General features: G+C 53.2%; 13 protein-coding genes, 1 tRNA gene and 2 pseudogenes. 10 read left to right on the plus strand and 6 right to left on the minus strand.

Annotation, left to right across the window (positions count from 1 at the left end; genetic code table 11):
• Positions 1-376: 376 nt before the first annotated feature.
• The 3 genes and pseudogenes from M3090_RS08070 to M3090_RS08080 all read left to right on the plus strand — a co-directional run.
• Positions 377-3,337 (plus strand): annotated as a pseudogene (locus M3090_RS08070) (SusC/RagA family TonB-linked outer membrane protein); the annotation flags it as partial.
• 33 nt (positions 3,338-3,370) lie between these two features.
• Positions 3,371-4,942, plus strand: a complete 1,572-nt coding sequence (locus M3090_RS08075; RefSeq protein WP_249055125.1) for a RagB/SusD family nutrient uptake outer membrane protein — start codon at positions 3,371-3,373, stop codon at positions 4,940-4,942.
• A 30-nt stretch (positions 4,943-4,972) separates the two neighbouring features.
• Positions 4,973-5,788: a hypothetical protein gene (locus M3090_RS08080; protein WP_249055126.1), complete on the plus strand. Its 816-nt coding sequence runs from the start codon at positions 4,973-4,975 to the stop codon at positions 5,786-5,788.
• Positions 5,789-6,038: 250 nt separating this feature from the next.
• On the opposite strand, the gene M3090_RS08085 is transcribed toward M3090_RS08080, so the two are convergent.
• Genes M3090_RS08085 through M3090_RS08105 form a run of 5 tightly spaced genes read right to left on the minus strand, consistent with a single transcriptional unit; the run spans position 6,039 to position 9,559 of the window.
• On the minus strand, positions 6,039-6,683 hold the full coding sequence (locus M3090_RS08085) for a MarC family protein (RefSeq protein ID WP_249055127.1): 645 nt from the start codon (positions 6,681-6,683) through the stop codon (positions 6,039-6,041).
• Between the two features lie 3 nt (positions 6,684-6,686).
• Entirely contained in the window at positions 6,687-7,394 is a 708-nt protein-coding gene (locus M3090_RS08090; RefSeq protein ID WP_249055128.1) for a YjjG family noncanonical pyrimidine nucleotidase, read from the minus strand.
• Positions 7,395-7,402: 8 nt separating this feature from the next.
• Positions 7,403-8,284: a hypothetical protein gene (locus tag M3090_RS08095; RefSeq protein WP_249055129.1), complete on the minus strand. Its 882-nt coding sequence runs from the start codon at positions 8,282-8,284 to the stop codon at positions 7,403-7,405.
• Positions 8,285-8,324: 40 nt separating this feature from the next.
• On the minus strand, positions 8,325-9,008 hold the full coding sequence (rsmI, locus tag M3090_RS08100) for a 16S rRNA (cytidine(1402)-2'-O)-methyltransferase (RefSeq protein WP_249055130.1): 684 nt from the start codon (positions 9,006-9,008) through the stop codon (positions 8,325-8,327).
• Positions 9,005-9,559 (minus strand): hypothetical protein, encoded by a 555-nt coding sequence (locus M3090_RS08105; RefSeq protein WP_249055131.1) that lies wholly within the window; start codon positions 9,557-9,559, stop codon positions 9,005-9,007. Before M3090_RS08105 ends, rsmI begins: the two co-directional genes overlap by 4 nt.
• Positions 9,560-9,723: 164 nt before the next feature.
• Between M3090_RS08105 and M3090_RS08110 the strand changes: the two genes are divergently transcribed.
• The 7 genes and pseudogenes from M3090_RS08110 to M3090_RS15910 form a co-directional block, all read left to right on the plus strand.
• Entirely contained in the window at positions 9,724-10,335 is a 612-nt protein-coding gene (locus M3090_RS08110) for a thymidine kinase (protein WP_249055132.1), read from the plus strand.
• Positions 10,336-10,350: 15 nt separating this feature from the next.
• The gene (locus M3090_RS08115; RefSeq protein ID WP_249055133.1) at positions 10,351-11,481 is read left to right on the plus strand and encodes an AI-2E family transporter; all 1,131 of its coding nucleotides are present in this window, start codon (positions 10,351-10,353) and stop codon (positions 11,479-11,481) included.
• A 79-nt stretch (positions 11,482-11,560) separates the two neighbouring features.
• A tRNA-Lys gene (locus M3090_RS08120) sits at positions 11,561-11,636 on the plus strand.
• A complete protein-coding gene (locus M3090_RS15850) occupies positions 11,598-12,050 on the plus strand; it encodes an Arm DNA-binding domain-containing protein (protein ID WP_262918870.1) in 453 nt (150 codons plus the stop codon). Before M3090_RS08120 ends, M3090_RS15850 begins: the two co-directional genes overlap by 39 nt.
• A gap of 209 nt (positions 12,051-12,259) precedes the next feature.
• Positions 12,260-12,682 (plus strand): helix-turn-helix domain-containing protein, encoded by a 423-nt coding sequence (locus tag M3090_RS08130; RefSeq protein ID WP_249055135.1) that lies wholly within the window; start codon positions 12,260-12,262, stop codon positions 12,680-12,682.
• Between the two features lie 99 nt (positions 12,683-12,781).
• Complete coding sequence (locus M3090_RS08135) at positions 12,782-12,922, plus strand: twin-arginine translocation signal domain-containing protein (protein WP_249055136.1); 141 nt, start codon at positions 12,782-12,784, stop codon at positions 12,920-12,922.
• Positions 12,882-13,033 (plus strand): annotated as a pseudogene (locus M3090_RS15910) (aldo/keto reductase); the annotation flags it as partial. The gene M3090_RS08135 and the pseudogene M3090_RS15910, both read left to right, overlap by 41 nt.
• Before the next feature lie 299 nt (positions 13,034-13,332).
• Here M3090_RS15910 and M3090_RS08140 read toward each other — a convergent pair.
• Positions 13,333-13,980, minus strand: coding sequence for a CatB-related O-acetyltransferase (locus M3090_RS08140; RefSeq protein ID WP_249055137.1), 648 nt, complete (start codon positions 13,978-13,980; stop codon positions 13,333-13,335).
• Between the last annotated feature and the right edge of the window lie 12 nt (positions 13,981-13,992).

Raw genomic sequence — 13,992 nt, forward strand, 5'->3', positions numbered from 1 at the left:
TGATAACCAGAAAATAAAGCTCCGGAACTGTACACATGCTAAAGAGAAACGCTGATGACTGGTTATTTTTCATTACAAAAGAAAGGAACGGTCAGCCATGCCTCCACTAAATAGTCAGGTAGTAGATTGTATCATCCAAAGATAAGGAGTAACAAGGATTTAACGGCTGTTATAGAGTGAAGTAGCAGCCTGGTATTCCCAATACTTACACTCTTGTTTTACAATCCTTTATTTATCAAATCATTAGAAATGGTTTCTAGAAGAAAACCAGTAGAAACCGCCTGATTTTCCTTTTTCATAAGTATCTGCATTGCAGCAGAGAGCAGGTAAGGACCAAGTACAACCATATGCTTAGTTATGAAGCTTTTATAAGACACCGAGTTCGGCGGGGACTCTGGTAGTTTCCTACGTGGGTATGCATCAGCAGGAAGTTGAAATCCAGCCGAATGTGACAGTCCGGATGAAGACCAACGCCGAACTGCTGGACGAGGTGATGGTGGTGGCTTATGGTACGGCCAAGAAGTCATCGTTTACGGGTTCGGCTTCGACCATCAGTAATGAGAAACTGGAGTCACGTCCTATTACGAATGTGACGAAAGGTCTGGAAGGACAGGCTACGGGTATCTTGACGACTTCGGGTTCCGGCCAGCCGGGCGAATCGGCTTCGGTCATTATCCGTGGTTATGGCTCTATCAATGCTTCGTCAAACCCGTTGTATGTAGTGGACGGTATTCCTTACGATGGTTCTTTGTCGGACATCAATCCTTCTGATATTGAATCTATGACTATCTTGAAGGATGCTTCGGCCGGTGCGTTGTATGGTGCCCGCGGTGCCAATGGTGTGATTATGATTACAACCAAGCAGGGTAAAGAGGGTAAGACCAATGTGACGTGGCGTTCTACCGTAGGTTGGTCGTCGCGTGCCATTGATGAGTATGCCATGGTAGGACAGAAGGACTTCGTGCAGTTGACGTACGAGGCTCTGCGCAATGGCTATGCCTTTACCAACGGTTATACTTGGGCGGAGGCTGAGGCTGCTGCCCGCGAGGATTTAGGCGGAACGCTGGGCGGCGAACTGTATAATCCGTTCAAGAATTATACGTGGGATAATATTATTGATCCGGCCACAGGCATGGTACGTGCCGATGCTCAGTCTGCATGGAATGAAAACTGGATGGATGCTTTGTTGCAGAAACGGGCTTTCCGTCACGAGCATCAGTTCCAGTTGAGTGGTGGTACGGAGAAGACCAAGTATATGTTCTCACTGGGTTATGTGAACGAAGATGGTATCTTGACGACAACGAACTTCCAGCGTTACAGTGGCCGTGCCAATATCACGTCCGAGGTGACGGATTGGTTCAAGGCTAACTTGAATGTGTCGTTGGCTCATTCTTATACGAACTTCAGCCAGTACGACGGTTCCAGCACTTCCAATGTGTGGTATTCGGCACAGTTTGCTTCTCCCTTGTTCCCGATGTATGTGAAAGATGCTGATGGCAACAATGTGTTGGATGCCAACGGTAATCCGCAGTTGGACTATGGTGAGGGCGGACGTCCGGGCAGTTACACCGACTACAACCCCTTGGGTGGCTTGGTGGATGACAAGTCGAACGTGAAGAATGATGTGGCTGGTCTGCGTACCGGGCTCACCTTTGGCTCGGACAGTGATAAGTTTGGTGTGTTCAAAGGCTTGAAGCTGAGTGTGAACTTTGGTATGGACTATGTCAACCAGTTGCAGATGAACTATATGAACATGCATCATGGTAACCAGGCTGCTGCCGGTGGCTTGATTCAGAAGTACAATGCCCGCACGCAGAGCTATACGTTCAACCAGTTGCTGACGTGGAATCGTTCTTTCGGTTTGCATAGTTTCGACATCTTGGCCGGTCATGAGTTTTATGCATATAAATATGAATACCTGACAGCCGGTAAGACGAACCTGGTAGACGGCATTCTGGAACTCCGTCCTGGTACGACACTGTATGCAGCCGACTCTTATACGGACAACTACCGCATCGAGTCTTGGTTGGGTCGTTTCAACTATAACTTCGACGAGAAATATTATTTCGATGCTTCGGTACGTACCGATGGTTCTTCCCGCTTCTACAAAGACAATCGTTGGGGTACATTCTGGTCGGTAGGCGCTAACTGGCGTGTGTCGAAAGAAGCTTTCATGGAAGACGTAGACTGGCTGGACAACCTGTCGCTGAAACTCAGCTACGGACAGCAGGGTAACGACAACCTCCTGAATGGTGCATACCAGAACTTCTACGCTTGGCAGAGCCTTTATGACCTGAGTTGGGCGAATGAGGACATGATTGGTGCGTTCATCTCGACATTGGAGAACAGAGAAGTGTCGTGGGAAAAGAGCGGAAACTTCAACGTGGGCATTGAGGCTACGCTGTTGGATGGCCGCTTGAGCGTGAACGCCGAGTATTATAATAAGAAGACGACGGACATGCTGTTGAATTACCCGATGGCTACATCTACCGGCTTCAACGGTTACAGTGCCAACGTGGGCGACATGCGCAACAGTGGTTTCGAGTTTGAGATAAAGGCTACCCCTATTAAGACCAACGACTTGACGTGGAACATCACGTGGATGGGTTCTACGGTGAAGAACAAGGTGCTGAAGCTGACGGGCGAGTCGCCGGAAATCATCAGCGGCATTTACAGTATCAAGGAAGGTATGCCTATCAACACGTTCTATATCTCGAAGAGCGCAGGCGTAGACCCGGCTACGGGCGCACAGCTCTACTGGGTGTATGACACCGATGCGCAGGGCAACCGCGTGGGCGAAGAGTACATCAGCAGTGACTATGAGAAGGCTACCAACAGCAAGTACTATATGGGCAGCCGTATCCCCGACCTGTACGGAAGCATCTCCACCGATTTGTCTTGGAAGGGCATTGATTTCTCTATCCTGGCTTCTTACTCCATCGGCGGTAAGATATTCGACAGCCTGTACCAAGCTTCTATGGAGAACCTGTACTATAACAACGCCTGGAACGAACACGCTCTGCGCCGTTGGCAGAAGCCGGGCGACATCACCGACGTGCCGCGCATAGAGGTGGGTGGTGCATACGCCACGAGCGACCGTTTCCTAATAGATGCTTCTTACTTTGCCATCAAGAACATCACGCTGGGCTATACGCTGCCGAAGACTTGGATGAACAAGGCCCGGTTGAACTCCGTGCGTCTTTTCGCTTCGGTAGATAATCTGGCTATGTTCTCGCACTTGCAGGGTATGGACCCGCAGTACAACTTCAGCGGTTCTACCGATTATGTGTACACGCCGAACAAGACTTGGTCACTCGGCTTTGAAATCAACTTCTAATTCATTAACCTAACTAACGGAGAAAGAACAGATATGAAAAAGATATTCAACTATATGTTTGCCGCGCTGGTGGGCTGTGCCACGCTGACGTCTTGCCTGGACAGTGCACTCGAGACATCGCCGACCGATTCTATGTCCGGTGATGCCCTGCTGGGAAGTGCCAGCACGGCCATTATCCCCTTGAACGGTATATACCGCTCGATGTATGCTACTTGGTCGCCCCAGGCCAACGAGCACCAGAGTTTCGGCATCAGTTCGTACAACCTGATGGCCGACGTGATGGGCGAGGACATGATTCAGGCTGCGCAGGGCAGCGGCTGGTTCTGGTTCGACTGCTTGTATCAGGTGAAAAGCCGCTTTGAGAGCACGGCCTGGCGTTCGTACGACGTGTGGAACTGTTACTACACGTGGATTTCCAATGCCAACTACATCATCGACCGTGAGGAGACAATGACGGGCGATGCCGACGACGTGGCCTACATCATCGGCCAGGCATACGCCATCCGCGCTTATTCGTACTTCATGCTGGCACAGACGTTTGCCCGCACCTACGACGGCCACGAGGACGAGCCTTGCTGTCCTATCTACACCGAGCCTACGCAGGCCGGCACGCAGGGTAATCCTCGTTCGACGGTGCGCCAGGTGTACGAGCAAATCGTGTCGGACATGGATGAACATGCATTGCCGCTGCTCGAGGGCAAGGCACGCCAGCACATCACGCACATCAGTTATGCCGTGGCTTGCGGTCTGCGTGCCCGTATCGCCCTGGTGATGAACGATTGGACTACGGCTCGCCAGGCAGCTATCAATGCCATCAACGCTGCGGGCCAAGAGGGTCGCGGTATCTTGCCCGTGGCCAGCTTCCGTGGTCTGCATGACGCCAGTGCTGCCAACGTCATGTGGGGGGCGAGCATCATTGCCGACCAGACGGGTGCGTATGCCAGCTTCTTCAGCCACATGGATGCCTGTGACGAACTGGGACCGACGGCCGGTGCCTACGGTGCTTCTGCCCGCAAGCAGATCAGCCGCGACTTGTACAGCCTGATGAGTCCGACAGACACGCGCCGCGAGTGGTGGGACCCGAACAACGAGGAGAACGGTGAGGATGGCGGATACCAGCAGGAGAAGTTCAAATTCTCCAACCGCCAGACTTGGACGGGCGACTACATCTGGATGCGTGTGGAAGAGATGTACCTGATGCTGGCCGAGGCCGAGTGCCGCTTGGACAACGATGCGGATGCCATCAACTACCTGACCCAACTGATGGAGACGCGTGTAGAAGGCTATACGTGCACCAAGTCTGGGACATCGTTGGGCACGACGAGCAGCCAGCGCACGGGTTCGCTGCTGGAGGAAATCATCGACCAGCGCCGCATTGAGCTGTGGGGTGAGTTCGGCCGTATCTACGACCTGCGCCGTCTGCACCAGGGCTTCCGCCGCACGGCTGCCATGGGCTGGCCGCGTGCTGCGCTGCTGGACGGACGTCCTTCGGACAATCCTGAATCGTACATGTGGGTACTGACCATCCCGCAGACGGAGTTCGACGGCAACATCAACATGAATCCTTCGACCGACCAGAACCCGGTGGGCGACTTGGCCGATTAATTACTAACCTTCAAAAAAGACAATAGCATTATGAAGATACAAAACTATTTAGCAGGAATGTGTGCCGCCCTGGGGCTGCTGCTCAGCTCGTGCGAGCAGGACAACGAGAACGCCGTCTACGGGGGCAGCACCATGGGTGTGACCTTCGGGTTTAATTCACAATCGGTGAGCTTCCCGGCCGAGGGTTACGAGGGCTTTGACGTAGAGGTGATGCGTGCGCAGGCCGACGAGGCTGTGACGATTCCGCTTTCGGCTGTGATGTTGGAGCAGGATGCCGAGGGGAACACCGTTCAGACACCGGTGCCGTCGACCATTCAAGTGCCCTCCAGCGTCAGCTTCGCGGCTGGTGAGAAGTTTACTTCGTTCCATGTCAGCGTGGGCGACATCGAGTCGGGCATCACTTTCCGCCTGTATGTCACGATGGCTAACGAGGAGTATGCGCCGATAGACAACATCTCGTCCAAGACCATCAGCATCTACCGCGACTATACTTATAGTTCGATTGGTATGGGTATGTATGTGTCTAGTTTCTTCCAAGGGTATGGAGAAGTAGAAGTACAGAAAGCCGACCAGATAACCTGGTATAAAGCTATTGCTCCGGTAGAGGAAGGATATGATATTACATTCCAAGTCGCAGATGATGGCCGTACAGTGACGGTTGCGTCACAGGAAATAGTAAGCTCTTATGGGCAATATGGTGCTGTTTCCGTGGCCGGAAGTGGCGAATTGGAGAATGGGGTAATTACGGTAGACCTTGAGTTTACGGTTGTGCTAGACGGCCAGGTTGGTACCTTCGGTGTGTTCGAAGAGCAACTTGTTCTGCCTGAGGCCATGCCCACGGAGTAAGCGTGTCTTGCTTCCGCACGGAAGCAGATGAATAGGAAAGGGAGTGCATCCGGTGCGATGCACTCCCTTTTTCATGTTTCGGTCGATTAGCCTCGGAATCGTAGTCCGAGTATTGTAGCTTCATCCTAAACAGTTCGTCCGAAAGTCTTTCGGAGGCTCGTCCGAAGGTTTTTCGGAGGTTCGTCCGAAAGTTTTTCGGAGGTTCGTCCGAAGGCTTTTCGGAGGTTCGTCCGAAGAGCTGTCGTCCAGTCTATCGGCAGCCTTCGGCCAGCACTTCGATGAGGATGGGTTTCACGCCGCTGACGAAGCACTCTACGGCAATCACCATCAGGATGAGGCCCATGAGGCGCATCATGACGTTGTTGCCCGTCTCGCCCAGCAGGTCGACCAGGCGGGTGGAGGCACGCAGGATGAAGTAGGTGAGCAGGTAGATGAAGGCGATGCTGCCGATGAGCACTCCCTTCAGCTCGACGGTCGTGGCGTCTTGCATCAGCACGATGGCGTTGGCAATGGCGCCCGGGCCGCACAGCATGGGGATGCCCAGCGGGGTGATGGAGATGTCGTTGGCGTAGGTTTTGATTTCCTCGTCCTTCAGCTTCATGGGCGTGTAGCGTGCTTGCAGCATGTCGAAGCCAATCTTGAAGATGATGAAGCCTCCGGCGATGCGGAAGCCGTTGGTCGAGATGCCGAAGAACTTGAACAGGAATTGCCCGCCGAAGGTGAAGACCATGATGATGATGAAGGCCGTCAGCGTGGCGCGTGTCACGATGAAGCGGCGCTCTTTCTCCGTCATGCCCTGTGTCATGGTCAGGAAGACGGGCATCGTGCCCAGCGGGTTGGTCAGGGTGAAGAACGACGTCAGGCAGAGCAGGGCGAAAGGTAAGAGGGTGTCCATAGTTTATAAGAAATCTGTGAGTTCCGATAGGTCATGTATGCGGTAGGTGGGCCGGAAGGGCAGGGGAGTGCCGGTGTCGCTCCCGGGATGGTAGTACACCTGGTGCATGCCCACGCCCTGCGCCCCGGCGATATCCTTGTCCCAATCGTCGCCTATCATAAGCGATTCGTTCAGTTGCGACTGTGTGGCCGACAGGGCGAAGTGGAACAGTTCGGGCCAGGGCTTCAGCACGCCGATGTCTTCGGGCAGCACCACCTGGCGGAAGTATCCGTCGATGCCTGCCGCGCACATCTTGCGGTGCTGCAGCTCGCGGAAGCCATTGGACAGGATGTACAGGCGATAGTGTCCGGCCAGGTAGTCCAGCACTTCGCGGGCATGGGGCATCAGCTTGCGCTTGGTGGGAATTACGGCCAAGAAGTCTGCGGCAAAGCGTGCGGCCAGCGCAGCGTCCTCTACGCCCACTTGCAGGAGGGGGTAGAGGAAACGCTGGCGGTTGAGTTCTGTTTTCGTGACACGCCCTTGGCCGTATTCTTCCCACAACTGGGCGTTGCGCTGCCGGTAGAGCGAGTAGAAATGGTCGAACGAGTCGAAGTAGCGCCCGTAGCCATACTTGTCGTACATCTCGCGGAAGGTGTCGAGGGCATTCTCCGAGAAGGCCCACAGCGTATCGTCCAGGTCGAAGAACAGGTTTCTGTAACGGGTGTTCGCCACGCGGGTCTTTATTTCACTTGAATGACCAGATAGCGTGACACGCTCCAGAAGTTTGCGGGGTTGGTGATTTTCAGCGTCAGCAGTCCCTTGTTGTCTTTCTCCAGGGCGTACGAGCCGGCGGGATGGGTAGTCAGCAGGTCGGCAGCCTTGGAGTAGAGTTTGATTTCCTTCGTGGTGCGGATGTCTATCTGCGTGAAGTAATCTTTGTTCATCTTGGCGTCTTGCATCACTTCTCCTTTGCGGAACAGGCCTGTGTTGCTCAAGATGTGCTGGTCTTTCAGCTCTTTTTTGGTGCCGAAGACGAACCAGGCGGCGTTCAGTGCCTTGTCCTGCTGGACCACGGTGCGTGCCTTGGCTTCGTTTTCTGCGGTCAGGGTCTCTTTCTCGGCCTTCAGCCCGCTTACGGCGGCGTCCAGCTCTTGGATGCGGATGTTCTTAGAGGCCAGTTCGGCTTGCAGTTCTTCGATGCGTTGTGTCTTTTCCACCAGTTCCTGCGTCAACGATTCGACGGCCCTCTTCAGTTGTGCCGAGTTGTTGCGGCTCGACTTCAGCATCTCTTGCAGCTTGGCTATCTGTTCTTTGTTCTCTTGCATTTGTTTCTGGATGAATTCGATGTCGGCGGCAATCTGCTGTTTGGCGCTCAGCGAGCCTTCGGACAGTGAGCCGCGCTGCAAGTCCACGCGGTTTTCTGCGGCGTTGATTTGCCGGAACCCTTCTGAGATTTCGTTGAATGTTCCCATCATTTCGTCCAGTTCTGCATCCCGTTGGTTCAATGCGGCTTGCAGTGAATCATTTTCTGCCTGCAGGCGGCTCTTTCCGCCGCCGCTCAGGCCGTCGCACGAGGCCAGTAGGGCCGCGCATGCCATGGCTGTTAATACGAGTTTTTTCATACGTTTTGTTTTTATAAAGTGGGTTAATAGAGTAATGTCATCATTCGTTCATTCCGGCCACGACGATTACTATCTCGCCTCGGGGCTCGTGGGCTGTGAAGTGTTCGGCCAGTTCGGCCAGTGTGCCCCGTACGGTTTCTTCGTGCACCTTCGAGATTTCCCTGGAGACGGAGGCCTGGCGTTCGGCGCCCAGGCAGTCGGCCAACTGCGTCAGGGTTTTCACCAGCCGGTAGGGCGACTCGTAGAAAATCATGGTACGGTGCTCGGAGGCCAGTGCCTGCAGCCGCGTCATTCTTCCTTTTTTCTGTGGCAGGAAGCCTTCGAAGCAGAACCGCTCGTCGGGCAGTCCCGAGGCCACTATGGCCGGCACGAAGGCGGTGGCGCCGGGCAGGCATTGTACTTCGATGCCGTTGCGCACACATTCGCGCACCACCAGGAAGCCGGGGTCGGAGATGCCGGGTGTTCCGGCGTCTGAGATAAGGGCGACGGTTTCCCCTGCCTTTATTCTTGTTACAACACTTTCCACCGTTTTATGTTCATTGAACTTGTGGTGCGACTGCAAGGCGTTCTTGATTTCGAAGTGTTTCAGCAGGATGCCCGACGTGCGGGTGTCTTCCGCCAGAATGAGGTCGGCCTCTTTCAAGATGCGGATGGCGCGGAAGGTCATGTCTTCCAGGTTGCCCACGGGGGTGGGGACGATGTATAGCTTCCCTTGGTTGCTCATGGCTCGAAATATTTTTTCAGCAGTTCTTCAAATTCTGGTACGGCGGGGTTGTCTTCCGGCACGTGTATCGCTTGCACGAACAAGAGGCTCGCTTCTTCCAGGCAATGGGCGTCGTCCATGCGGGCAAGAAGCGCGTTCAGTGCAGACGTGTCTCCGCCGAACAGTTCGCGGGCAAAATGGAACGAGTCGTTCAGACTGAGGGCGTGGCGCAGTCCGCCCGCCGGGCGGATTCGTTCGGCCAGTATGGGTGAGCTGCCGGCAGGGGCCGCTTCGTGCACAGGCTCCTTGGCCGGGCGGGTATCTTCGTCTTCCTGCGGCAGAGGGGCAGCCTCTGCTTCTTCAGTGGTCGGGGTGGCGGCCGTTTGTGGCCGGTCGGCCGGGGAGGCTGGTTGGTGCAGGCTTTGTTTCAGTTCGTCCAGCCGTTGCTTCAGCCGTTCGATGCTGCGTTCGGCCACGGCCGTCAGCCGCGGGTCCGTCTCTGCCGGAAAAACTTGGAGCAGGCACTTCAGTTCGGCCACATCCAGTTCTATGTCGTTCAGAATGTCTTGCATAGTCGTAGTCTTGAACTCTTATGGCCACAAAAATAGAAATAAATAATGGAATAACTTTGGAAAGGCGGCAAAAGTCTTTGTTTGATTCTGTTTTTCTTCCTAAATGTTTGTATCCGGCGGAAAAATGGTATTTTTGCACCGTAACTCTACACATCTTTATTATTATGGTAGTATTTTCTGAAGACCACATACAGGAAACGCGGCGCCGGGGGCGCATCGAAGTCATCTGCGGCTCTATGTTCTCCGGCAAGACGGAAGAACTGATACGCCGCCTGAAGCGGGCGCAGTTTGCCCATCAGCGCGTGGAAATCTACAAACCGGCCATCGACACGCGCTATTCGGAAGAGGCGGTGGTGTCGCACGACAGCCATGCCATCTCTTCTACACCCATTGACTCTTCGGCCAGCATCTTGTTGTTCACCTCCGAGGTCGATGTGGTGGGCATTGACGAGGCGCAGTTTTTCGACTCCGGGCTGGTGGACGTGTGCAACCAACTGGCCAACAACGGTGTGCGTGTCATCGTAGCCGGGCTTGACATGGACTTCCTGGGCCGCCCGTTCGGCCCGATGCCGGCTCTGTGTGCCGTTGCCGACGAGGTGACCAAAGTGCACGCCATCTGTGTGAAGTGTGGCGAACTGGCCACCTTCTCCCACCGCACCGTGAGAAACGACAAGCAAGTGATGCTGGGCGAAACGCAAGAATACGAACCCTTGTGCAGAGAGTGCTACCAACGTGCCATTTCGGCCGACCGACAACAACAGCCCGAAGAAGCATAAACGAAAGACCAGACTATGGAACGCAAAAAGATTACATTCGACAGCTTTATTCGAGGCATCATCGTGGTGCTCATCATGGTCGCCATCCTGATGCTTTTCAACCGTCTGAGCAGCGTTCTGCTGCCTTTCTTTGTGGCATGGGTGATAGCCTACCTGGTCTATCCGCTGGTAACCTTTTTCCAGTATCGGCTCCGGCTGAAGAGCCGGGCGGTTTCCATCTTCTGCGCCCTGTTTGCCATCCTGCTGGTGGGTGGACTGGCTTTCTATCTGTTGGTGCCTCCCATGATTCAGGAATTTGCCCGCTTGAAAGATTTGTTGGTAGAATATTTCTCTAACGGCAACCGGGGCAGCACTGTCCCTTTGCAACTGTCCGAATTTCTGCGTGAACATATCGACATCCAGGAGCTGACGAAAGTCTTGAACAGCAGTGACATATTGGCCGCCCTGAAAGCAGCCCTGCCACGGGTCTGGGGGCTGCTGTCCGAATCCATCAATATCCTCTTTAGCTTCTTTACCGTGTTTATGGTCCTGCTGTACGTCGTTTTCATCTTGTTGGACTATGAAAGCATTGCCAATGGGTGGGTACATCTGGTTCCCAGGCGTTACCGTCCTATTGTGGTGGGCATCTGCAACGATGTGAAAGACGGCATGAACCGTTATTTCCGCGGGCAAGCATTGGTCGCCCTTTGCGTCGGAATTCTGCATGCGGTAGGATTTCTCATCATAGACTTCCCGCTGGCAGTCGGTTTAGGCCTGCTGATAGGTCTTTTGAATATGGTGCCCTATCTGCAAATCATTGGTTACATTCCCACCGTTATCCTGGCCATGTTGAAAGCAGCCGATACTGGTGGTAACTTCTGGCTCATCCTGCTGGGAGCTGTCATTGTGTTTGTGCTGGTGCAAGCCATCCAAGACATGATACTCGTTCCCCGCATTATGGGAAAAATAACCGGGCTGAATCCCGCCATTATTCTTCTCTCTCTTTCCGTATGGGGTTCCTTGATGGGGATGCTTGGCATGATCATCGCCCTTCCCCTGACCACCCTGATGCTCTCTTATTACCAAAGGTTCATTATAAATAAAGAAGATATCAGGGCCCGTCATCCTGCTGTTAATCAGGAAATTTCATCAGAAGAGGAAAAATAAATCAAAAAAAACATGCAAAAGCTATTGCAGATTTCGCAAAAATGCCTACCTTTGCACTCGCTTAACAGCAATAAGGTTTGATTCGCTAGCTCAGCAGGTAGAGCACAACACTTTTAATGTTGGGGTCTTGGGTTCGAGCCCCAAGCGGATCACCAAAAGAAAAGCCAAAAGGCGACAACAAAAGACAGGTCCTACAAAATCAATATTTTGTGGGACTTTTTTTATTGTCCTTTGGCGGCTTTGCTCACCCAAAAGCGGACATTGACGGACAAAAAATAGTACTCAATTCGTACTCCCGACAAGATTTTCAAAAAAGGGGTACGATTTGTCGGAAGTTGGCGGAACGCTGTCGTGGGAGGCCCTTTTTGAAGCGGGGCAAGGTAAAAAAGAACGGTAATATGCCTATCATGGCACGTATTACCATTGACGGGAAACTGGCGCAGTTCAACACCAAACTTGAAGTCAATCCCAAGAACTGGCAAGTCAAGACGGGAAAGGTGTCCGGACGTGGAGCGGAGTTTACCCGCATGAATGAAACGCTGGATGGTGTCAGAGTTATCCGGCATTAACTCTTAAAGAATCGTTTAGCTGGATATATCCGCATGAACTGCCATGTGGAGGACAGCAATCTTCGGGAAATAAACGTGGTGTCCGTCGGGGGCTTTTGCCTGCTTGTCCGTGAGAAGTTTCAGACGTGCGCAATTTGAGCTGCACAGCAAAGCCGATGTGGACGGAACTTTCTATCTTTGCGGGCAGAAGGATTGCTAATTATAGGAATATGGAAAAGTTAGATTTGTTTGACTGTTCGAACGTTCTCATTGCAAGTTATTTTACGGACGATAGGGGCTGTGCGCATGAAAATCGTGAGCATACGCTCATTTACATCTGTTCCGGGCTGTTGGAGATAGAGGAACGTGGAAAGAAGGTGTTTCTCCGGGCTGGCGACTGCACTTTCATGAGGCGCGACACCAGTTACACGGGGCGTAGTCTGGCTACCTTTAAACGCGATTTTGCGAAGATAAGCGACCTTTCTCCCCGGAAATGGCTCATACGGCGCAGGCTGGAGGCGGCGCATCAGCTTATCCAATCCGGCAAAAAGAAGGTGACGGACATCTGCTATGCGGTAGGCTTCAAAAACCTATCCCACTTTTCCAAGGTTTACAAAGAGATGTATGGCGCTTCTCCGGTAAATGGCTGTTGAGCCAAGCAACAAAGCAGATTGAGCCAAGCAACAAAGCCGTTGACGGGCGTTCGTCCTATCTTTGCACCGATGAAACCAATCTTATAAAGCAAGAGTATTATGGACGAAGATTTTCAGAGAAAAGAAGGATGCAGCCGGCGTGGCTTTTTGAAGACGGCTGCGGCGATTGGAACGGCGCTGGCCATCGGTCCGGTTATAGACCAAGCTATCGCATTTGGAGGAGAATCTGTGTACGCTTGATTTTCCTCTCTCTCACCCGAAGCCTGGAAGAAGTTGGAAGATGAAGTGGCCGCCATTCCCATTGTGGGCGACCGTTATAATGCCGAGCAGCAGAGACAAGTGCAGGGATGAAGGGCGAAGCCCCATTCCGTGCAGACTGTCCGAAAAGCACCCCGTTCTCTCGTCAGGGAGAAGCGGGGCGCTCTTGTTCGCCGGAAGGACGCTTCTTGTTCGGCAGAAGGACGGCTCTTGCGGAGTAGGGCAGGAGGCGCCGGGCATCCGCCTCATTCTGTTTTTGCTTCATGGGGCATTTCCGAGGGAATCTTTCCGATTGGCCATCCGTGATTGTTTCTCATGGTTCCTTTTAGACAAAAGCGGTTGCCATTTGTTTCATCCTGGTTTGACTGAAGGCGCATCGCTCGGGCTGAGAGTCAGGACTTCTGTACAGCCTTCAGGTTGGCCGACAGTCCTTCTAAGTCTCCGCTCGTTAGAAAAGGCAGAGACTCGCGTATCTTATCCACAGGCCAGTCCCACCACCTCCATGCTTGCAGTCGTTTGATGACTTCGGGGCTGAATCGTTTCCGTATCTCTTTGGCCGGAACGCCGCCTACTATGGCATACGGGGCTACGTCTTTGGTCACAACGGCCCTCGCGCCTATAATGGCTCCGTCGCCGATGTGTACGCCTGCCATGACCACAGCCTCATAGCCTATCCACACATCGTTGCCTATCGTGATGTCTCCTTTATGGTCCCAGGCAGAAGCCACGTCTTTCTTATCCAGCTCCCAATCGTCGTAAAACAAGGGAAAGGTATAGGTGGACAGAGACCTCAGTGTGTGGTTGGCACAGTTGAAGAGGAACTTCGCTCCGCAGGCAATGGAGCAGAACTTACCGATTATCAGCCGTTCGTGGTTTATGGGGTAATGATACAATACGTTGTTTTTCTCGAACAGTCGAGGGTCGGACCGGAAGTCGTTGTAGACAGTGAAGTCGCCGACCACGATGGAAGGGTCTTTTACTACGGCGTTCAGATAGACGGTTTGAAGGTCGTTGCTGCGGGGATATGTTTTTGTCATCATAGCTTTCAGTTC

Origin of the sequence: Bacteroides sp. ET71 (genome assembly GCF_023336905.1) — a bacterium.
Lineage (GTDB): Bacteria > Bacteroidota > Bacteroidia > Bacteroidales > Bacteroidaceae > Bacteroides.

Bases quoted from the DNA above. Each gene is read 5' to 3' on its own strand.
- M3090_RS08135 (WP_249055136.1), top strand. From the start codon at position 12,782: ATGGACGAAGATTTTCAGAGAAAAGAAGGATGCAGCCGGCGTGGCTTT.
- M3090_RS08095 (WP_249055129.1), bottom strand. From the start codon at position 8,284: ATGAAAAAACTCGTATTAACAGCCATGGCATGCGCGGCCCTACTGGCC.
- M3090_RS08075 (WP_249055125.1), top strand. From the start codon at position 3,371: ATGAAAAAGATATTCAACTATATGTTTGCCGCGCTGGTGGGCTGTGCC.
- M3090_RS08110 (WP_249055132.1), top strand. From the start codon at position 9,724: ATGGTAGTATTTTCTGAAGACCACATACAGGAAACGCGGCGCCGGGGG.
- M3090_RS08115 (WP_249055133.1), top strand. From the start codon at position 10,351: ATGGAACGCAAAAAGATTACATTCGACAGCTTTATTCGAGGCATCATC.
- M3090_RS08085 (WP_249055127.1), bottom strand. From the start codon at position 6,683: ATGGACACCCTCTTACCTTTCGCCCTGCTCTGCCTGACGTCGTTCTTC.
- M3090_RS08130 (WP_249055135.1), top strand. From the start codon at position 12,260: ATGGAAAAGTTAGATTTGTTTGACTGTTCGAACGTTCTCATTGCAAGT.
- M3090_RS08105 (WP_249055131.1), bottom strand. From the start codon at position 9,559: ATGCAAGACATTCTGAACGACATAGAACTGGATGTGGCCGAACTGAAG.
- M3090_RS15850 (WP_262918870.1), top strand. From the start codon at position 11,598: ATGTTGGGGTCTTGGGTTCGAGCCCCAAGCGGATCACCAAAAGAAAAG.
- M3090_RS08140 (WP_249055137.1), bottom strand. From the start codon at position 13,980: ATGATGACAAAAACATATCCCCGCAGCAACGACCTTCAAACCGTCTAT.
- rsmI (WP_249055130.1), bottom strand. From the start codon at position 9,008: ATGAGCAACCAAGGGAAGCTATACATCGTCCCCACCCCCGTGGGCAAC.
- M3090_RS08080 (WP_249055126.1), top strand. From the start codon at position 4,973: ATGAAGATACAAAACTATTTAGCAGGAATGTGTGCCGCCCTGGGGCTG.